General features: G+C 36.3%; 19 protein-coding genes. 3 read left to right on the top strand and 16 right to left on the bottom strand.

Annotated features, from left to right (window positions below):
• Positions 1–74 precede the first annotated feature (74 nt).
• From RBQ61_RS04665 to RBQ61_RS04625, 9 genes are all read right to left on the bottom strand, one after another.
• Positions 75–770: a C-GCAxxG-C-C family (seleno)protein gene (locus RBQ61_RS04665; protein WP_308139352.1), complete on the bottom strand. Its 696-nt coding sequence runs from the start codon at positions 768–770 to the stop codon at positions 75–77.
• 285 nt (positions 771–1,055) lie between these two features.
• Positions 1,056–3,410, bottom strand: coding sequence for a ribonucleoside-triphosphate reductase, adenosylcobalamin-dependent (gene nrdJ, locus RBQ61_RS04660; protein ID WP_308139351.1), 2,355 nt, complete (start codon positions 3,408–3,410; stop codon positions 1,056–1,058).
• Positions 3,411–3,664: 254 nt separating this feature from the next.
• Positions 3,665–4,315: a hypothetical protein gene (locus RBQ61_RS04655; protein ID WP_308139350.1), complete on the bottom strand. Its 651-nt coding sequence runs from the start codon at positions 4,313–4,315 to the stop codon at positions 3,665–3,667.
• A 224-nt stretch (positions 4,316–4,539) separates the two neighbouring features.
• Positions 4,540–5,538: an isocitrate/isopropylmalate dehydrogenase family protein gene (locus RBQ61_RS04650; RefSeq protein ID WP_308139349.1), complete on the bottom strand. Its 999-nt coding sequence runs from the start codon at positions 5,536–5,538 to the stop codon at positions 4,540–4,542.
• 12 nt (positions 5,539–5,550) lie between these two features.
• Complete coding sequence (locus RBQ61_RS04645; protein WP_308139348.1) at positions 5,551–7,473, bottom strand: aconitate hydratase; 1,923 nt, start codon at positions 7,471–7,473, stop codon at positions 5,551–5,553.
• Positions 7,474–7,481: 8 nt separating this feature from the next.
• Positions 7,482–8,822: a 2-isopropylmalate synthase gene (locus RBQ61_RS04640; protein ID WP_308139347.1), complete on the bottom strand. Its 1,341-nt coding sequence runs from the start codon at positions 8,820–8,822 to the stop codon at positions 7,482–7,484.
• A 289-nt stretch (positions 8,823–9,111) separates the two neighbouring features.
• The gene (locus RBQ61_RS04635; RefSeq protein ID WP_308139346.1) at positions 9,112–9,825 is read right to left on the bottom strand and encodes a uracil-DNA glycosylase; all 714 of its coding nucleotides are present in this window, start codon (positions 9,823–9,825) and stop codon (positions 9,112–9,114) included.
• A gap of 9 nt (positions 9,826–9,834) precedes the next feature.
• On the bottom strand, positions 9,835–10,182 hold the full coding sequence (locus RBQ61_RS04630; RefSeq protein ID WP_308139345.1) for a GIY-YIG nuclease family protein: 348 nt from the start codon (positions 10,180–10,182) through the stop codon (positions 9,835–9,837).
• Positions 10,183–10,214: 32 nt separating this feature from the next.
• Positions 10,215–10,694 carry a DUF6530 family protein gene (locus tag RBQ61_RS04625; RefSeq protein ID WP_308139344.1) on the bottom strand — a complete coding sequence of 160 codons (480 nt, stop codon included), beginning with the start codon at positions 10,692–10,694 and terminating at the stop codon, positions 10,215–10,217.
• A 248-nt stretch (positions 10,695–10,942) separates the two neighbouring features.
• Between RBQ61_RS04625 and RBQ61_RS04620 the strand changes: the two genes are divergently transcribed.
• Complete coding sequence (locus tag RBQ61_RS04620) at positions 10,943–11,557, top strand: SOS response-associated peptidase (RefSeq protein WP_308139343.1); 615 nt, start codon at positions 10,943–10,945, stop codon at positions 11,555–11,557.
• On the opposite strand, the gene RBQ61_RS04615 is transcribed toward RBQ61_RS04620, so the two are convergent.
• The 3 genes from RBQ61_RS04615 to RBQ61_RS04605 form a co-directional block, all read right to left on the bottom strand.
• Positions 11,554–12,117 (bottom strand): uracil-DNA glycosylase, encoded by a 564-nt coding sequence (locus RBQ61_RS04615; protein WP_308139342.1) that lies wholly within the window; start codon positions 12,115–12,117, stop codon positions 11,554–11,556. The two genes, RBQ61_RS04620 and RBQ61_RS04615, sit on opposite strands and share 4 nt — an antisense overlap.
• 11 nt (positions 12,118–12,128) lie before the next feature.
• Positions 12,129–12,605, bottom strand: a complete 477-nt coding sequence (msrA, locus tag RBQ61_RS04610; RefSeq protein WP_308139341.1) for a peptide-methionine (S)-S-oxide reductase MsrA — start codon at positions 12,603–12,605, stop codon at positions 12,129–12,131.
• A gap of 179 nt (positions 12,606–12,784) precedes the next feature.
• Positions 12,785–13,111, bottom strand: a complete 327-nt coding sequence (locus tag RBQ61_RS04605; protein WP_308139340.1) for a co-chaperone YbbN — start codon at positions 13,109–13,111, stop codon at positions 12,785–12,787.
• 190 nt (positions 13,112–13,301) lie between these two features.
• Here RBQ61_RS04605 and RBQ61_RS04600 point away from each other — a divergent pair, with 190 nt between their 5' ends.
• Positions 13,302–13,601, top strand: a complete 300-nt coding sequence (locus RBQ61_RS04600; protein WP_308139339.1) for a helix-turn-helix transcriptional regulator — start codon at positions 13,302–13,304, stop codon at positions 13,599–13,601.
• 11 nt (positions 13,602–13,612) lie between these two features.
• Entirely contained in the window at positions 13,613–16,120 is a 2,508-nt protein-coding gene (locus RBQ61_RS04595; RefSeq protein ID WP_308139338.1) for an FAD-dependent oxidoreductase, read from the top strand.
• Positions 16,121–16,201: 81 nt separating this feature from the next.
• Here RBQ61_RS04595 and RBQ61_RS04590 read toward each other — a convergent pair whose 3' ends face one another.
• The 4 genes from RBQ61_RS04590 to RBQ61_RS04575 form a co-directional block, all read right to left on the bottom strand.
• The gene (locus RBQ61_RS04590) at positions 16,202–16,825 is read right to left on the bottom strand and encodes a hypothetical protein (RefSeq protein WP_308139337.1); all 624 of its coding nucleotides are present in this window, start codon (positions 16,823–16,825) and stop codon (positions 16,202–16,204) included.
• Positions 16,826–16,955: 130 nt separating this feature from the next.
• A complete protein-coding gene (locus RBQ61_RS04585; protein WP_308139336.1) occupies positions 16,956–17,111 on the bottom strand; it encodes a FeoB-associated Cys-rich membrane protein in 156 nt (51 codons plus the stop codon).
• A 9-nt stretch (positions 17,112–17,120) separates the two neighbouring features.
• A complete protein-coding gene (feoB, locus tag RBQ61_RS04580) occupies positions 17,121–19,133 on the bottom strand; it encodes a ferrous iron transport protein B (protein WP_308139335.1) in 2,013 nt (670 codons plus the stop codon).
• Positions 19,130–19,363, bottom strand: a complete 234-nt coding sequence (locus tag RBQ61_RS04575; protein WP_308139334.1) for a FeoA family protein — start codon at positions 19,361–19,363, stop codon at positions 19,130–19,132. Before RBQ61_RS04575 ends, feoB begins: the two co-directional genes overlap by 4 nt.
• Positions 19,364–19,439 lie beyond the last annotated feature (76 nt).

Below are 19,439 nucleotides of genomic sequence, written 5' to 3'. Positions count from 1 at the left end.
GAAGTTCAATAATAAACCTTAAAATAAAAAGACTGCTGCACTGATTTAGAGCAACAGTCTTTAATATTTAAAAATTAAAGATTATAATAATTGTTGATCAGTTCTACTGCTTTTCCTGCACAGTCTGCTGCAACGCCTGCACATCTTGCTTTACGTTCAGGAGCATCCATTGCATATCCTGTATTTGCAACGAAAACTCCAACTGAATCTTTACAGTCTATTGATTTAGCAACTACAGTCTCATTTTTTACTTCTGGTTGATAAATAGGCATTTCTGTAGAAGTATACCATGAAGCCATTTCTGCAAAAAGCTTGCTTGCATCTTCAGGTGGACATACAAGGCCTAAAACAAAAGCTGAACCTCCCATAGATCCGCACAATGAACCTGCTCCATATCCTCCTGCTCCGTTTGCAAATGCATCTATAGGTATTTGATTGTAAGGGTAACCAGTCTTGTCTGCCAGTTCACCTATTATTCCGTCAACAACGGCTCTGCAGCATCCGCCTTTGTTATAGAAGCTTGCATATGCTCTTTCTTTAACTGTTTCAACATCTAATTTCTGATATGGATAAGGGTATGTCGGCGCGTCCTCGCTTGCTTCCATGTATTCATAATTCAAAACTTCCTTTGAAGGAACTTCAGTTTCCTGAGCACATGCTGTTAATATCGAAGGAACCACACTTGCAACTGCTAAGCCTGCTGTAGCTTTTCCTGCAGTTTTTAATACATCTCTTCTTGATAATATCTTTTTTTCTAAATTTTCTCCCATTTTGTTGTCTCCTAACATAATTATTTATGCGACTTTGCAAATAAAGCCGATATTAACTAAGCTCAATAACCGACACTTAGTAAATATAATACCGTAATTAAGCTTAGACTATTATTTAAGCTTTGTCAATATTTTAACCTTTAATAATCATATGAGACTTTTTTATTTTACATGCAGTTTTATAAAAATTAGTTATATTCTAATATTATAATATTAGAATATTTTGTATAAATAAAAGAAGTTGACATCTGCTAACCAGAATCAACCTCTTTTTAGTATAACATATTATCTGATAGGGCATATTCCCGTATCACAGCCTTCATTACCTATATCAAGTTCTTCTTCCTGCTTTTCATACTTGCTCAATAAAGAAGGAATAAACGGCTTCATTTCATTCTTCAATTTATTGTATTCTTCTTCCGAAATTGACTCATAAGGCATCAGTTGGTAGAAACTATCATCGAGAGACAAGAACGAAAGAGCAACAACATCATCCCAATTATCCCATACCCACTGTTCAACTTGTTCCCATTCATTATCCCTAACATGAACAGTAATCGAGCAGTTGTGGTCTACGTAATTTTCCATAAAAAGTTTATAGTTTTCCAACTGTTCTATGGCATTAACATCATACTTTGTTTTTCCATGAGGAGCTTTGACAGGAAACTCAATTACCTTGGTTGTACAGCTCTTAACATCCTGACCTACTTCGGGGTATATTCTGTATCCAAGTTCCTCGCATACCTTTACAAGAGGGTCATGGCTGTTGATTCTCACCCTTCTTACAAAATACGGTGAATGAGAATAATGTACTCCGCTTGATACTCCAGGGAGCTGCGACAATGTTCCTTCCGGTTTTACCGTAGTTACAAGCAACGGAGCACTTTCTCCTATTTCCCCTGAGTAACGTTCCGACTCATCTTTAGCTGCTTCTCTCAATTTTCTCAAAAGCTCTGACTGCTGCTCTCTATTAAGCCCTGCAGCATTAGCCATATCCTGCCATCCGGTCAATGAGCATCCTGTTACCTTATCTCTTTGCTGCACTCTGTCCCATTGGGAAAGCTCAAGCTCAACACATGTCATTCTGTACGCCGCTCTGGCAGACAATCTCTGAGCTTTTAACAGTGCTTTTTCATCTAGATTTCCTTCATCATCTACAAATGCATGCACATTTACTGTAGTTAAGTTACACAGCCCCTTATTGTCAAGCAAGATTTCTCCGCATGGATTTACGCCATTCATATTTTCTCTTCTTTTGCTGCCAGCAGCTTCATTAACCCATCCCGGTTCACCTGAATAACGCATTTGTTCAAGCTGCCATTTAAGCTGCTCTCTTGCAGGTTTTTTCCTGTAATAAATTGAATTATTGCTCATGGAACGATGAATTATATCTTTGTCAACAATCCACTGCCCGTCTATATTTTTATAAAGCTTATTTTTTGCTTCAATACAGTCTGTATCATCATAGTCTATAAGCATTATTTCAGCCGTTCTTCTAACTCCGCCGACAACAACATTTTCTCCGATAATATTGGCTATATCCAAACAATCGATAGGTCTGAGTTTGAATCTGTCCTTTCCTTCAATCGCTCCTCGTTTTTTAATTACAATGTCAATTTTAGTGAACATGTTCTTCAGGCTCGAATGTCCGCTGGCAGTACCTCCGAATGTTTTAAGAGTTTCTCCTTTAGGTCTTACATTGTTATAATTAATAATAATAGTAGAAATATTTCTGTACTCACTTGAATTTATAAAACTAAAAAAATGATCCAAAGCCTGAACCCAGCCTTCCTTGCTGTCTCCTACAATTATTTTTACTGTATTATTATTTGCAAATTCTATTCCCGTATTGTCTTCTCTTTTTTGTTTTTCAACAGGTGTGTAATCCTCGTGAATTATCTTAAAGTTCCCTCTGATTTTAGATAGCTGAGAAACATCATCCTTCAATATCCTCACTCCGACACCCGAACCTATCATTAAAAGATAGAACAAATCTCTGAATGAATGATAATCATTTATTACCTCAAATGCGCAGTTAAAGTTTGCCATTGGATAATTGTACGATACGGGAGTTCCTCCTACCCAAAAAGTCCTTCCAGATAAAAATTGTCTTAAATTAAATATATTGTCATACAGTTGCTCAGCTTCTTCCTTCTTAGTCGGAACAAGACTGCAGTTATACTCAACTGCCCTTCTTACGGTTTCCCACCAGTATTCTCTCCTTCTTTCTTCAGGAAGCCATCTCGAATACGTTCTGTAGTATACAAAATTCCCCAGTTCATTCATGGGAGATCCAATATGCTTGTACTTGCTGATAAATTCTTCACTTAAAAGCTTATAATCCTTTCTCTTCCTCGAATCTCTTGATTTATCTCTTTCATATCTGTATAATATGTATCTTTTAGCAACATCCTTCCTTGTACTGTCCATAAGTTCATTCTCTACAATATCCTGAACTACTTCGACAGGTATGGGAAAATTTTTATGTTCCAATTCAGTTTGTATTTTAAGGCTTATCTCTTTTGCCAGTTCTTCATCAACACCGGTCTTAGTTTCCTTCATGGCTTTGATAATTGCATTGGTAATTTTATCTCCGTTAAAATCCGCAAAGCTTCCGGTTCTCTTTAATATTTTAATCATAACCCCTATTCTCCCTCGTTTCAATTATTTCTGTGGCGATACTACATATTGTAGCATCAAGCTTATATTATGTCAATAACATACTATATATAGTTTCGCAAGACCCCTTTTATTTAAAAATACACGTTTTAAAAAAAATGCAAAAATGTGCATTACATCATTTGCTTATATTTCCAACATTTTTTATATTTCTTAATAATTCTTAACATTTATATATATTTTTAGCCAAATGATACTGTACCCATTCATTCGATTTAATTGTGTACTCTTCTGTATTGGCAGTTATCGTTACTGCAGCATGCGCATTCTTCAGCATTCTTCATACATTCCTTGCATTTTTCCATTCCTAATATATAAAGCAATGAGCTTTCCGGTGTAATAATATTTTTTTCATTTAAATATGCGTCAATTTCAGCTTCCATTTTTAACATATCGATCAAGCATCTCTGCGAATCTAAATCTACATCTCCATCTCCGGGAGCATATCTTTTCGAAAGTCCAAGTCCCGCTTTCGACGCTTCGTTGTTTATAATTTTATTCATTTCATTTGAAGCATCAAACATTGCGTCCAGTGCTGTTTCATGAAGAAGATATCCCTTCATATATTGACCCGAAGACATCAAATTATGAGACATTTCAGCTACCACTCCCTTTGCGGACACAAAGCAAACAACATATTTTTCATGTTTTTTTACACCTTTTATATCTAGGCTGTCCACAACCTTATATACCGCTGTCCATTGTAGACTGTTTCTTATTATACGACTTACCTCTTCAAAAATGCTGTCAGCACTTTTAAACACTTCTGTCCCCTCTTTAATATGCAGCCTCTTTAATGTTCTATCTTTATTAATTATCGTCCTTAATTTCAATATATTTACCATTGCACACCTAGTTTCTTCCATTGCAAAACACAAATATCATTAAACAGGCAGCTAATATGGCCGCCCTTATAATTTAAATTCAGTTCTTTGTATTATACCATCAATAAGTGAACTAATCTGTTAAAATAAATTAAAAACTAAAAAATTTAGGCTGCCGAAAATCATACCTGCTGCATTGACATGCATTTAAAACAGAGATTTTCAACAGCCTAGCAATTAAAATTCTAATTTATATAAAATTATTATCACAGTGCTTTAATTACTTCATTCTTAAATTCCGTTGTATTTAAATTTCCTCCAATATCCTTAGTATGAAGACTCTCGTTCTTCAAAACTCTTTTAAGTGCACTTTCTATTTTTGCTGCAGATGAATCTTCGCCCATATACTTAAGCATCATAACTCCTGCAAGAATTGCCGCTGTAGGATTTGCGATGTTTTGTCCCGCTATATCAGGCGCCGACCCGTGCACCGGCTCAAATACCGCTATATCATCGCCTATATTTGCACTGGGAGTCATTCCAAGTCCACCTATTAATCCAGCAGCCAAGTCCGAAAGTATATCACCATACAAGTTCGGCGCTACAACAACCTGATAATCATAAGGCCTCATAACAAGTTTCATAGACATCGCATCAACTATTACATCTTCAAATTTTATATTCGGATATTTCTCAGCAATTTTACGGCCGGATTCCAAAAATAATCCGTCAGTAAGTTTCATTATGTTAGCCTTGTGTGTAAGCGTAACCTTTGATTTTTTCTCTTTTTGTGCAATTTTAAATGCAAAGTCAACTATTCTTTCACTTGCTCCTCTGGTTATGATTTTTATGCTTTCCGCCGCATCTTTCGTAACCATATGCTCTATTCCCGTATAAAGATCTTCGCTGTTTTCTCTTACAATAACTAGATCCAAATCATTATAAAGCGAATTAATTCCTTCATAGGACTTTACGGGACGCAGGTTTGCATACAAATTAAAATACTGCCTGAGCTGAACATTTATGCTCCTGAATCCTTTGCCAACGGGGGTTGTAATTGGACCTTTAAATGCAATTTTATTTTTTTTAATACTTGCTATTGTTTTTTCAGGAAGTAACTCACCGCAAGCCTCATACGCTCCCTGACCTGCTGCAACTTCTTCCCATTCAACATTACCTGCTGCGACATCAATTATTTCAGCAGCTGCACTCATTATTTCCAGACCAATTCCGTCACCGGAAATCAATGTTATTTTTCTTTTCATATTTTGCTCTCACTATTCTTCTCGAATTTTGTTAAGCAGCCCTCCGTATATTAACATTTCAACCTGCCTTGGCGAAATTGTCAATTCCGTTTCATAGCTGTTATTTTTTGTTTTATTAAATACCGTTACTTTTTTATTGTGAACCTGATTTAATAAGTCATTAATAACAATTTCATCCATTTCATCAATATCCTCATAATCACCTTCATTTGTAAATGTAAGAGGAATTATTCCGTTATTAATCAAATTGCTTTTGTGAATTCTCGCAAACGACTTTGCAATCACTGCCTTTACTCCAAGATACAACGGCGCCAGAGCGGCATGCTCCCTGCTGGATCCCTGACCATAGTTTTTGCCTGCGACTATTACTCCTCCGTTATTTTCTTTTGACTTCTTGTGAAAATCTTTATCAATCTGAGAAAAGCAAAACTCTGAAAGATATGGTATATTTGACCTGTAAGGAAGTAATTTTGCATTAGACGGCATTATTGCATCAGTTGTAATATCATCTGCAACCTTAATAAGGACTTTGCCTCCTGTTGTACTTCCCATCTTCTTATTTTTCGGGAAAGGCTTAATATTAGGACCTCTTACTATCTCAACATCCTTCCCATCCTCGGCAGGGCTTACTATCATATTATCTTTTACCGCAAAACTTTCCGGAATATTAATTTTCAGGTCAACATTCTCAAAATCATCAACATCCGCTATAAATCCCTTTATGGCCGAAAATGCAGCCACTTCCGGACTCACCAAATAAACATCTGCCGAATCTGTTCCGCATCTTCCTTTAAAGTTTCTATTAAATGTTCTTAGAGAAACTCCGTTTGTGCTGGGCGCCTGACCCATGCCTATACAAGGTCCGCATCCGCTTTCAAGAATTCTTGCGCCTGCTCCTATCATTTTAGCAAGTGCTCCATTTGACGCAAGCATTGTTAAAACCTGCTTTGATCCAGGAGAAATCACCAAGGACACATTCTCATGAATTGTATGTCCCTCCAATATATTTGCTACCTTCATCATATCCGCATACGAAGAATTAGTGCAGCTTCCTATTGCAACCTGCGTCACCTTTTTCCCCCTTACCTGGCTTACAGGGACTACTGCATCTGGTGAATGCGGCAATGCCACACTTGGCCTGAGCAAACTCAAATCAATAACTATCTTTTCAGAATACACTGCACCTTTATCCGGCTTCATTTCGACATAATCGTCTTCTCTTCCCTGAGCCTTTAAGAATTCCAACGTTCTTTCATCCGAAGGAAATATCGAGGTTGTAGCGCCAAGCTCCGCTCCCATATTTGTTATGGTTCCTCTTTCAGGAACAGAAAGAGATTTTACACCTTCTCCGGTATATTCAAATATCTTATTAACACCGCCCTTGACAGTAAAATGCTTAAGGACTTCAAGAATAACATCCTTTGCAGTAGAAAATTTTTTAAGTTCTCCCTTAAGTTCAACATTTACAATACTTGGCATGGTGATGTTATATGCTCCTCCAGCCATAGCAACAGCAACGTCAAGTCCTCCGGCACCTATTGCAAGCATTCCCATTCCTCCACATGTAGGAGTATGGCTGTCAGATCCCAGCAAAGTGTCTCCCGGAACCGAAAATCTTTCTAAATGAACCTGATGGCAAATTCCATTTCCCGGCTTCGAAAAATATATTCCGTGCTTTTTAGCTACCGTTTGTATATATAAATGATCATCTGCATTTTCAGGTCCCGACTGAAGCATGTTATGATCCACATATGCTACAGAACGCTTCGTTTTTACTTTATCCACACCCATGGCTTCAAACTGCAGATATGCCATGGTTCCTGTGGAATCCTGAGTAAGAGTTTGATCTATTCTTATTCCTATTTCATTTCCAGGTTTCATTTCACCATCCACAAGGTGATTCTGTATGATTTTTTCTGCTAATGTAAGTGCCATAGGACCTCCTAAATTATCTTTTCATTATATTTATTATCAAAAACATACACATTACTCATCACTATCATTTCCTTAGCCGAAATGTTAGTTGTTCTTCCTCTTTCATATTCTTCATCAATCTTGTTTTTCAAAGGAATTAATCTAGGATCATTTTTTTGCATTTTTTCGCTTCCTTCTAACCCGAAGTAGCTGTTTATCCAGTAAGCTATGCTGGAAATTCCGGAATAAGAGTTAATTGCAACTAAAGGTGGCTTGCCTAGAATTTTTCTCGTGTCAAAGCTGTTGTATATCTCTTCATCCTTTAACAACCCGTCTGCATGAATACCTGCTTTTGTTACATTGAATTCCCTGCCTACATAAGGTGTCTTTACCGGAATATTGTAATTAAGCTCTTTTTCAAAATAATCCTCAATTTCATTTATTATCTCTAAATTCATGCTCTTAGTATTCCCTTTTATTTGAGCATATTCAATTATCATAGCCTCAAGCGGTGTATTACCGACCCTTTCTCCAACTCCAAACATTGTGGAATTAACTGATGAACCCCCGTACAGCCACGAAGTCGAAGCATTAGTAACCGTTGCATAGTAATCGTTATGTCCATGCCATTCAATTGATTCCGACGGAACTCCTGCGTAGTACCTCAGTCCGTGAATTATAGCCGGAACAGACCTGGGAAGCTCTGTACCTGCATGAGAAATTCCAAGTCCCAAAGTATCGCAGGCTCTTATTTTTACATTAATCTTACTTTCCTTCATCATTTCCATGAGGTTTTTAGCCAAGGGAACAACAAAACCGTAAAAATCTGCTCTTGTTATATCCTCAAAATGGCATCTCGGGACTATTCCGTTTTCCAGTGCGGCATACGCAATATCAAGATACATCTTCATTGCTTCCTGTCTCGTTTTATTTAATTTGTTGAAAATATGATAGTCAGAACATGACATAAGAATTCCCGTCTCTTTTATGCCCATGGACTTAACAAGTTTAAAGTCCTCCTTATTTGCTCTTATCCAAGATGTTATTTCCGGAAATTTATACCCTTTTTCCATGCAGGTTTCAACTGCTTTTCTGTCTTTTTGTGTATATAAAAAGAATTCCGTCTGCTTAATTATTCCTGACTCATTATCAAGCTCATGAAGAAAATCATAAAGTCTAACCATTTGTTCAGTGTGCATATTAGTCATGGACTGCTGGCCGTCCCTAAATGTAGTGTCTGTAATCCATATATTTTCAGGAATACTAATAGGCAGCTGAATATTGTTAAATTTAATTTTGGGGATTTCATCATAAGGAAAAATATCTTTATACAATTTTGGTTTAATAACTTCTACAGGATTATACTTCACGATGCACCTCCGAGATAATTTTTATATTTGAAACTAATTTATTTTAAATTGCATTTTAATATTTAGTCACGTTTTTTTATTTATATTGTTTATTATAATGTAATGCTGTATTTGAGTCAAGTTTAAATTATATTTAATTTATTTAACAACTTCATTTTTGTTGTTTTGCAATTTATTTTGCAACTCATGCATTTACAATTGCATGTTTAGACAAAAAAAGCCTGAGCTTGTATCAGCTCAGGTTCATTGCAAAATAATCAAGATAGAAGGCCGTTAAGGCTCACTCCGTCTAGCCTAACCAGTTTATTATATTCATACTATCCTTAAAGCAATTGCTTTTTAAAAAATCATCTTTATATTTTTCGGAACACATCATGGGATGCCTGCTTATATAAAACCTACCATGTTTAATATATTTTTTCTTTTCTTCTGCAGATTTACCCCATAAAAACCAGTTGATATTTATATTTTCTTCAGAAATATACTTTAAAAGCTTAATGCTTAGCGGTTCCCAGATCGAAATATGGCTGCCTGCAACTCCGGATTCGACAGTCAAATATGTATTTAACAGCAAAACTCCCTGCCGCTCCCAAAGTTTAAAAAGTTCATACGGAGGAGCAATATTAAAACTTCCATCTAAAATTTTATTTTGTATCTGTGAGAATTTTAAAATTTCGTCATATTTATCAATACCATTGTAATTTTTATAAAGAAGTCTCACAATATTTTTTAAAGAAACCTGTCTAAACTTATCATTCCATGATTTAAGGTCTCCCACTTCAAATGCTCTTCCGGTTGCCCTTCCTTTTTCCGGATATGGATCCTGCCCCAGTATCACAACTTTTGCATTGCCTAAATCAGTTTTTAAAAACCTCATTACATTTACATAATCAGGGTTTATGTTACTTCCTATTTTTTTTTCGATTATTTCTAATTCATCACAAACATCCTTAGACAAAAATCTGTTCCATGATGAATGTACGTCTTCAGGTATTAAACTCATGTATCTCTCCTATCTGTACGGCACCATATTTTGTTCAGATAACTTCTCTTCCCATATTGTTTTCATAATTTCCAATTCTTCGCTATAATCGGTCTTAGATTCGTCCTCATCATATTTAAGCTTCTCTAATATTTTGATTTCAAAATTATCTGCGCCGCACTGTTTCCATTCTTTCTGTAGTTGCTCGTTTCTAAAGCTTCCCATTTTCAGCTGAAATTTCGAACTGTTTATCTTACCATTCAAGTTATGTGTTGTCTCTAAATAATATTTATTACCGGTTTTCAACCGGATAATAAAAGCCCCCATATCTGTCTTCATCTGTTTATACATTTCTTTTAACTCTTTTTTTCTATCCATTACTTTACCGCCCTATACTATACACAAAAAGATTAATATCCCATTTCCTTCAACAATCTCGAGAGGGTTCTAAGCCTCTCCCCTATTATTTCACCGTCATCACTCAAAGCCTGATTAAATAACTTGATATCCTCATCTATTTTTTCATTATCTGTACAAATTTCAACAGTCATCGCATCTCCCTGCAGCCCAACCCTATCGATCTGTGTATTATCCATATCGTATAGCTTATCGTAGCGATATGCCTCCCTAAAATACATCATGGTTCTGCAAATCAATATGGATAAATCCAGTACTCTATGCAACGGAAGCTCTTCAGACTGTCTCGACCATTTTTCTCCTGTATACCTCCATACTTTTGCAGATATATCCACCTTGCCCCGGTCATTCCACTGCGCAAGCCCCAACGAAAGTCCTTTAGCATCTGACTTATAAGCATTTCTCCCGTCAACATTTGCGTAATTTTCCGATACAATCACAGGTTTGTGTTTTAACATTGTAGGTATTTTCATAGCCTCTCCTTCGCTTTTACTAATTTAGTAATTTACTAATCTAATAATAGCATTTTATATTATTATTTGTCAATATAAATTAATAGTGCAAAACGTGTGAATATAAAAATAGCATATTACTGATAACTTCATAAGTAATACACTAATTTATTTGTTTCATAAAAATATGAGCTTTATATTAATTATTTGTTTCAAAAACAGCATCTTAGATCTATAATATATGTATAATATTTTTAGTAGAGGTATTTATGTGCGGAAGATACTACATTGATATAAATATAAACGAAATAAACAAAATAATGGCTGAAGCTGAAAAGAATATTTACGAAAATGCAAAAGCAGGTGAAGTGTTTCCTTCAGATATTGCTCCCATTTATATAAAGAAAGGAAAGATTATAAAATTAATTCTTGCAAAATGGGGCTTTCCAAAATGGAAAGGAAACGGATTAATCATAAATGCAAGATCTGAATCAATCGAAAAAAAGGTAATGTTTAAGAGTCTGATTCATAATAACAGATGCATAATTCCTGCTTCGGCATATTTTGAATGGAAGGAAAACAACTATAAAAAACATAAAGAAAAATATAAAATAGAAAAACCGGGCTCTATTTTATATTTCGCAGGATTGTATAATGTATTTCCGCGTTGCAAAACAAAGCAAATCAGTTTATTTGATACAAATGACTTCGATATATGCTACACAATTATAACAAGAGATGCCTGCAGTTCAATCTCTCACATTCATGACAGGATGCCACTTATAATTGATAAACATAAAACGAGTGAGTGGATGGGCGGGAAAAACATCGATGAAGTACTAGATTATAATTTAACTTTTAATTGTAAAGCTGTTAAAGTTTAAAAACTTTCCGTCAGTTCTTTCAGCTTTGCGTCAATACTTTTAAAATCCTCCCACGCATCCTTCTTTGCAGCTTCATTTCTCAACAAGTATGATGGATGATACGTGGGTATAAAATAAATTTTTCCTTTTTTTACAAATTTTCCTCTTTCCCTGCTGATTTTCAAATCAGGATTTATAAGGTTTTTAGCCGATACCGCTCCAAGACACACAATTATTTTAGGATTTACCAGTTTTACCTGCCACCTTAAAAATTCAAGACACACACTGCTTTCATCGTCAAAAGGGTTTCTGTTTTCAGGCGGTCTGCACTTAACAACATTCGCTATGTACACATCATCGCGTTTCAAATTTATTGCTTCAATCATTTTATCAAGAAGCTGTCCTGCTTTTCCAACAAAGGGCCTGCCTTGAATATCCTCGTTGTATCCTGGGCCTTCTCCCACAAACATAATATCAGCCTGTTCATTTCCCTCTCCAAACACAACATTAGTGCGCGTTTCAGATAACCTGCATTTGTGACATTTATAACAATATTTCTTTAACTCATTCATTGAATACATAGAATTACCCTCTACAAGCCTAAATCAATATGACAGTAGCCACCTGGATTTTTTTCAAGGTATTTCTGGTGATATTCTTCAGCCTCATAGAAATTTTTAAGAGGAAGGACTTCTGTTACAATTGGTTTGCTGTATTTTAACGCTTCTTTTTCTAAAGACTTATTAATAATTTTCAAATCTTCACCATCCACATAGTATATTCCTGTTCTGTACTGCGTTCCTGTATCTCCGCCCTGTCTGTTCAGTAAAGTCGGATCAATAGCTTTCCAAAACTCATCCAGCAACTTATTCAGCGGCATTTCATTTTCATCATACTTTATATATAAGGTTTCGGCAAACCCTGTTGTATTAGCGCATACCTGCTGATATGTGGGATTTTCGGTGTTTCCATTTGCATACCCAACTACAGTTTTCTCAATTCCATTTCTGAGATCAAAATACGCCTGCATTCCCCAAAAACACCCGCCTGCTAAGTATACTTCCTTCATTTCATCAGCTCCTTAGATTTTATCTTTATGTTATTTATTATACTCAAATTTTATTTTTTCTCAATGTATAACGGTTTATACCAAACTATTATTACACAATATACTACATTATCATTGGCATCTGAATCAAACCAAAACACGAAAAACAAATCAGAGGTTAACATCGTTAAAATAACAGCTTAACCATACAACATTCCATAATATCTTGAAATGCGACGTTCAAGATTTTCCAAACTGATAATTCTCGCCTCTCTCACGGTTTCTTTTCCCTGCACAAACAAAATAATCACAGGTACTGCAAATACATTGTATTTCGCTGAAAGCTCGGGTGCATCTCCTGTCTCAACTCTTACCGCCCTGACCTTGGGATATCTTCCCAAAAGGTTTTCAACCTTCGGTGCCATAGCTTCACACACTCCGCATGCATGATTTCCAAAATACGCCAACAACATTTCTTGTTTATTTATAATTAAATTCATCTCTTCAATTGTATTTATAGTATCCATATCGCCCTCTCGATAAACTTTTTTTAACAATCTTTTAACATTCGCAACCCCTTATTTAGCTCATTTTATCATATTTATTAATGTTAATAAATATCTATTTCAAAAAAATTGTTTATTTATTTTCATATTTTTCTTGACATTATATTCAAATATGCTAATATTATAATATACTAATATTAGTGAGGTGCTTATGTTAGATTTTAACAATAAGGAACAAACAAAAAAGGTTCTTGCAGAAAGAGCTGAGCTTTTTAAAACGCTGGCACACCCTGTAAGACTTTGTATTCTGGCCATGCTTATAAAGGAAGAACAGAGCAACGTAACTGATATACAGTGTTGCTTGGATGTCCCTCAACCTACGGTTTCACAACATTTAGCAAAACTGAAATCCGCAGGTATTCTTTCGGCAGAAAGAAGCGGCACAGAAATTATTTATAAAATAAAAGATGATCAAGTCAAAACTTTAATAGTACAAATTATAGAAGATTAGTGGAGGATCTTATGAGTAAGAAAATTTTAATTATAGGTGGTGTGGCAGGAGGAGCAAGTACCGCTGCAAGGCTTAGAAGACTCGATGAAACATCAGAAATTATAATGTTTGAAAGAGGTTCATATATTTCGTACGCCAACTGCGGGCTTCCATATCATATAGGCAATGTTATTAAAGAACGAGAATCGCTTCTTTTGCAAACTCCTGAAGCAATGTCAAAAAAATATAATGTCGACGTAAGAGTTGACTCTGAAGTAATCAAAATTGACCGAGAAAACAAAACAGTTGAAGTTAAAAAAACAAAAACAGGAGAAACTTATAGCGAATCCTATGATACACTTGTTATTTCTACCGGCTCGACACCATTAAAACCGCCGATAGAAGGCATTAATTCACCTGGTATATACACTCTTTGGACTGTTCCAGACACAGACAAAATCAAAAAATTTATTGGTGAAAAAAAACCTAAAAATGCTGTAGTTATAGGTGGAGGGTTCATTGGACTTGAAGTCGCTGAAAATCTCCATCACGCCGGCATTAATGTAACTGTTGCCGAAGCAATGGATCAAGTTATGGCACCAGTTGATTATGAAATGGCTCAACTTGTTCAAAACAACATGGTTTCTAACGGTATTAACCTTATTTTAGGAGACGGAGTATCAAAATTCAGCAGCGAAGACGGAACAGTAACAATTACTCTTGCCAGCGGCAGGACACTGACTGCTGACATGGTATTGCTGTCAATAGGCGTCAGACCAAACAGCAAACTTGCCAAAGATGCAGGATTGGAACTTAACCAGCGCGGAGGAATCGTTGTTGACAAATATCTAAAAACATCCGACCCTAACATATATGCTCTGGGAGATGTAATTGAAGTAGAAGAGTTCATAAATAAAGGCAGAGCTATGATTGCACTGGCAGGCCCCGCAAACAAACAGGGAAGAATCTGTGCAAATAATATATACGGAGCAGAAGAAGAATATAAAGGCACTATGGGAACTTCTGTCGCAAAGGTTTTTGATTTAACTGTTGCATCAACCGGTGCAAATGAAAAAACACTGAAAAGAATGGGAATGGAGGAAGGCAGGGATTACTACACTGCAACAATTTCTCAAAAGTCCCATGCTGGATACTATCCTGAATCATCCGAACTGATATTAAAACTCATATTTTCAACCGACGGCAAAAAAATATTCGGAGGACAGATTGTGGGTGAAGACGGAGCAGATAAACGAATCGATACTTTGGCAACTGCAATACGTATGGGCGGAAGCATCTACGATTTGAAAGAGTTGGAACTAGCATATGCGCCTCCATATTCATCAGCAAAGGATCCTGTAAACATGCTGGGCTTTGTTGCGGAAAATATAATTCAAGGCAAGATTAAGCTCTCAAAATGGAGCGAACTAGATCCTTCAAAACCAAGCAAATTTACCATTCTTGATATACGTGAAGATATGGAGCTCATGGTATTTGAGATACCCGGAGCGGTGCATATACCGCTTGGACAGCTGAGAAGCAGGCTTTCAGAGGTAAATAAAGATGATAACATACTAATATTCTGCGCCGTGGGAGTTCGCTCTTACAATGCCGCAAGAGTTTTAATGGAAAACGGATATAAAAATGTGCTTGTTTATCCTGCAGGAACAAACTTCTACAAGGCTGTTTATTATGATTATTTTAACAAGCTGAACGGCGGCAATTCAATTTCTCCAGAAAAAAATATTGAAAATAGTTCGTACACAAAAAAAGAGGCTGATGCAGAAATAAAAGCATCCATACAAGTTGACTGCAGCGGACTCCAATGCCCCGGACCAATTATGAAGGTATATGAAACCATCAATAAGATAAACGACGGAGAAATAATTCAGGTTTCCGCTACCGATTCAGGCTTTGCCAAAGATGTAGAAGCTTGGTGCAGAAGAACCGGAAATACTTTGTTAAAGGTTAAAAAAGAAGGCAAGAACAACATAGTATTTCTTCAAAAGGGACTTTCAGAAAAAAAAAATGATATTTCAATAGCAAAAACTTCTGTCCAGGTTCCTTCAAATGACGGGAAAACAATAATTGTATTCAGCGGTGACATGGATAAAGTTTTAGCATCCTTTGTAATAGCCAATGGTGCAGCAGCAATGGGAAGACCTGTGACGATGTTTTTCACATTCTGGGGATTAAATGTTTTAAGAAAAACAGAAAAGCAAGGCGTCAAAAAGCCGTTTATTGATGCAATGTTCGGAAAAATGATGCCCCAAGGAACTACTAAACTGAAACTCTCCAAGATGAACATGGGCGGAATGGGAACCGCCATGATGAGAAAGGTAATGAAGGATAAAAACATTGATTCTCTTGAGGATTTAATAAAGAAAGCTATGAATAACGGGGTAAAAATGATAGCATGCACAATGTCAATGGATGTGATGGGCATTACTAAGGAAGAGCTGATCGACGGTATTGAATACGCAGGTGTTGGAACTTACCTGGGCGATGCGGAAGAGTCAAACGTAAATCTGTTTATTTAACTAATAATTAATATAAAAGCGGGAACAACCATATGGCTGTTCCCGCTTTTATTGTCGCTTTTTTACTTTATATTTACTTTTTTACAATACCTGTATTTCAAACGCCGTAGTCTGAGGCGGTATGCTGGCAGTCTGGAAATTCGCATGCTCCACCCTTACAAAATCTCCCGGCCTTACGTCTCTTAACCGTATTCTCCTCCCTCTCCTGTCTCGAATTATAGTTGAATCTGTAACAACAAACCTCATTTGTGTATTTATGTCGTTAGGATTTCCGGTATATAAAAAATTGTTTGCCATGTCAACAAAAGCGACATTCCCCTCTGTTGTATTGCTGTCAATGTTTTCAATAACTGTTATGCTGTACGCTCTTGACTGCGGAGGAATACTTCTTGTCATTGCGGAAGAGAATACAGCATCAACAGTCATACCTTCTTTTACATCTCTAAATGATAAATGTTGACCGAACTGATCTCTTATAACTGTATCGCTTCCCACCACTAATGTTACAACCTGCATATGAACCATACAAAAATCGCCCATAACTCCATAGGAAATTGTTACAAAGCCTGTTCTATTATCCCAGTTTATACTTTCAATTAGAGCATTTTCAGCAGTCATGACATTTCTCCTCATATTCCTGCTCCTGTCAGTTACCGTATCCATGCCCCAATTCATGAACCTTTGGCTATTTAAGTTATTATCCATGTCTTCACCTCGCAAATAATATATATTTATATTATTCAATAGATTTGCATGTGTTATCGTAACTTATCCAACAATATTCGTAATATTTCACGCCTATAAAAAAACTGCCTCATACGAGACAGTTACACAATTATTTTTTAAATGAAGAACAGCTGCCAGACTTGCTGCATCCCGAACATCCTGAACAGCATCCGGAACCATTCTTTTTTTGTTTCCTCATAAACAATACCACTACTGCAACTATTGTCACAATTATAGATATTATTATAATATCAGCCCAATTCATAGAAACCTCCTATATAAACAGACTACCAACTTGATAAACAATCATTCCTGCAATAAATGCAGTAAGTGTTTGATATACAGCTGTAAGCAATGCATACCTGATTGAGCCCAATTCTTTTTTTGTAGCAGCAAAAGCCGCCACGCATGGCATGTAAAGCAACGTAAATGTCAAGAATGCAAAAGAACTCAACGGCGTAAATATTGTGCTTAATGCTGCAGAAAGATCAACATCCGTAACTGCCCCCGTTAAAACGGTAAGAGTACTAACCACCGCTTCCTTAGCCGTCAGTCCTGTAATAAGCGCCGTAGATGCTCTCCAATCATTAAATCCAAGCGGTATAAATATCGGAGCTACAACAGACCCAATTGTTGCAAGCATGCTGTAGGAACTGTCTTCAACCATATTGAATGCCCAATCAAAGCTCTGCAAAAACCATATAATCATTGTTCCCAAAAAAATCACAGTAAATGCCCTTTGAACAAAATCTTTTCCCTTTTCCCACATATGCAGCAACACGCTTTTCCTTGAAGGAATTCTATATGCAGGCAGTTCCATAACAAAAGGCACAGGTTCACCCTTAAATATCGTACTCTTTAGCAATAACCCTGATACTACCGCCACAGCGATACCCATAATATAAAGAGCAATCATTACAAGAGCAGCATTTTCCGGAAAAAACGCCACAGTTATCATTCCGTAAATCGGAAGTTTAGCACTACACGACATGAAAGGGGTTAACACAATAGTCATCTTTCTATCTCTTTCGCTGGATAAAGTCCTTGTAGCCATTATAGCCGGAACGCTGCACCCGAAGCCAATCAGCATAGGTACAAAAGAACGCCCTGACAAGCCTATTTTTCTTAACAGCTTATCCATTAAAAAAGCGACTCTTGCCATGTATCCACTGTCCTCCAGAAGCGAGAGAAATAAAAACAAAATTACAATTAACGGCAAGAATGACAACACACTTCCAACGCCTGCAAATATCCCGTCTATAACTAACGAGTACAGCCAGTCGCTCACTCCGTATGCACTCATTGCATTAGAAGTCAGCTCAGTAAACAGTCCTATAATTTCCTCTAAATATCCCTGAAGCGGAGCTCCAATAGCCCCGAAAGTAATCCAAAATATAAAAAACATAATACCGAAAAATATAGGGATACCAAAATACTTATGAGTTAAAACTCTATCGATTTTTTCTGATCTTATTTGTTCCTTGGTTTCCTGTTTTTTTATTACTGTTTCACTGCATACCTGCTCTATATACCCATATCTCATATCTGCCAGCGCAGCTTCTCTGTCAGTCCCCAGAGCCTTCTGCATATCATCAATCAAATGGTCTATTATATGTTTTTGGTTTTCTGTAATATTAAGTGCTTTATATGTCGGTTCATCTCCCTCGACAAGTTTTGTTGCAGCAAAGCGTACCGGATATCCGGAATTTTTTGCTTTATCCTCAATTAAATGCGATACTGCATGAATTGCCTTATGAACTTCTCCTGTGCAGAAATCAAGCTTTTTCGGCGTTCTTTTTTCTTGAGCCGTCTTCATTGCAACATCAAGGAGCTCTGAAATTCCTTCATTCTTACTTGCAGAAATAGGTACAATCGGAATTCCCAAATGCTCTGACAACAAATTTACATCAATTGAATTTCCGCTTGCCCTCACTTCGTCCATCATATTCAAGGCAATTACCATTGGAATCGAAAGTTCCATCAGCTGAAGTGTTAAATATAAATTTCTTTCTATATTTGTCGCATCAACTATGTTTAATATTAAATCGGGATGTTCATTTAAAATGAAATCCCTGGTAACAACTTCTTCCATTGTATATGGAGATAACGAATATATTCCAGGTAAATCAATGAGTGAAGCTTCCTTGTGCTTTCTAATTTGCCCTTCTTTTTTTTCGATAGTTACCCCGGGAAAATTACCCACATGCTGATTGCTTCCTGTTAAAGCGTTATAAAGAGTTGTTTTTCCGGAATTCTGATTTCCCGCCAAGGCAAATACATATCTCATATGTCAAATACCTCTTTTAGTTCAATCTTTGAAGCCTCTTCTTTTCTTATTGTAAGCACATAGCTTCTCAACGAAAGTTCAATAGGATCTCCCATAGGAGCTACTTTTCTTACCATAACTTTTGTGTTAGGAGTCAGCCCCATGTCCAAAAGCCTTCTTCTGAGCATTCCTTGCCCGCCAATTGTTGAAATAATACCACCTTGACCAGGTTTTATGCTATCTAATGTCACAGCCTTATTTCCTCCTACTTTACGATATTGATAATCATTATCATTGCATCTATAATTATTATAATATTTACAATAA

Source organism: Sedimentibacter sp. MB35-C1, assembly GCF_030913635.1.
GTDB lineage: Bacteria > Bacillota > Clostridia > Tissierellales > Sedimentibacteraceae > Sedimentibacter.
Note: the sequence above shows the minus strand (reverse complement) of the source record. Positions and strands in the feature narration are given on the sequence as shown.

Coding starts and splice junctions, on each gene's coding strand:
- RBQ61_RS04665 (WP_308139352.1), bottom strand. CDS start 770: ATGGGAGAAAATTTAGAAAAAAAGATATTATCAAGAAGAGATGTATTA.
- nrdJ (WP_308139351.1), bottom strand. CDS start 3,410: ATGATTAAAATATTAAAGAGAACCGGAAGCTTTGCGGATTTTAACGGA.
- RBQ61_RS04655 (WP_308139350.1), bottom strand. CDS start 4,315: ATGGAAGAAACTAGGTGTGCAATGGTAAATATATTGAAATTAAGGACG.
- RBQ61_RS04650 (WP_308139349.1), bottom strand. CDS start 5,538: ATGAAAAGAAAAATAACATTGATTTCCGGTGACGGAATTGGTCTGGAA.
- RBQ61_RS04645 (WP_308139348.1), bottom strand. CDS start 7,473: ATGGCACTTACATTAGCAGAAAAAATCATACAGAATCACCTTGTGGAT.
- RBQ61_RS04635 (WP_308139346.1), bottom strand. CDS start 9,825: ATGAGTTTAATACCTGAAGACGTACATTCATCATGGAACAGATTTTTG.
- RBQ61_RS04630 (WP_308139345.1), bottom strand. CDS start 10,182: ATGGATAGAAAAAAAGAGTTAAAAGAAATGTATAAACAGATGAAGACA.
- RBQ61_RS04625 (WP_308139344.1), bottom strand. CDS start 10,694: ATGAAAATACCTACAATGTTAAAACACAAACCTGTGATTGTATCGGAA.
- RBQ61_RS04620 (WP_308139343.1), top strand. CDS start 10,943: ATGTGCGGAAGATACTACATTGATATAAATATAAACGAAATAAACAAA.
- RBQ61_RS04615 (WP_308139342.1), bottom strand. CDS start 12,117: ATGTATTCAATGAATGAGTTAAAGAAATATTGTTATAAATGTCACAAA.
- msrA (WP_308139341.1), bottom strand. CDS start 12,605: ATGAAGGAAGTATACTTAGCAGGCGGGTGTTTTTGGGGAATGCAGGCG.
- RBQ61_RS04605 (WP_308139340.1), bottom strand. CDS start 13,111: ATGGATACTATAAATACAATTGAAGAGATGAATTTAATTATAAATAAA.
- RBQ61_RS04600 (WP_308139339.1), top strand. CDS start 13,302: ATGTTAGATTTTAACAATAAGGAACAAACAAAAAAGGTTCTTGCAGAA.
- RBQ61_RS04595 (WP_308139338.1), top strand. CDS start 13,613: ATGAGTAAGAAAATTTTAATTATAGGTGGTGTGGCAGGAGGAGCAAGT.
- RBQ61_RS04590 (WP_308139337.1), bottom strand. CDS start 16,825: ATGGATAATAACTTAAATAGCCAAAGGTTCATGAATTGGGGCATGGAT.
- RBQ61_RS04585 (WP_308139336.1), bottom strand. CDS start 17,111: ATGAATTGGGCTGATATTATAATAATATCTATAATTGTGACAATAGTT.
- feoB (WP_308139335.1), bottom strand. CDS start 19,133: ATGAGATATGTATTTGCCTTGGCGGGAAATCAGAATTCCGGAAAAACA.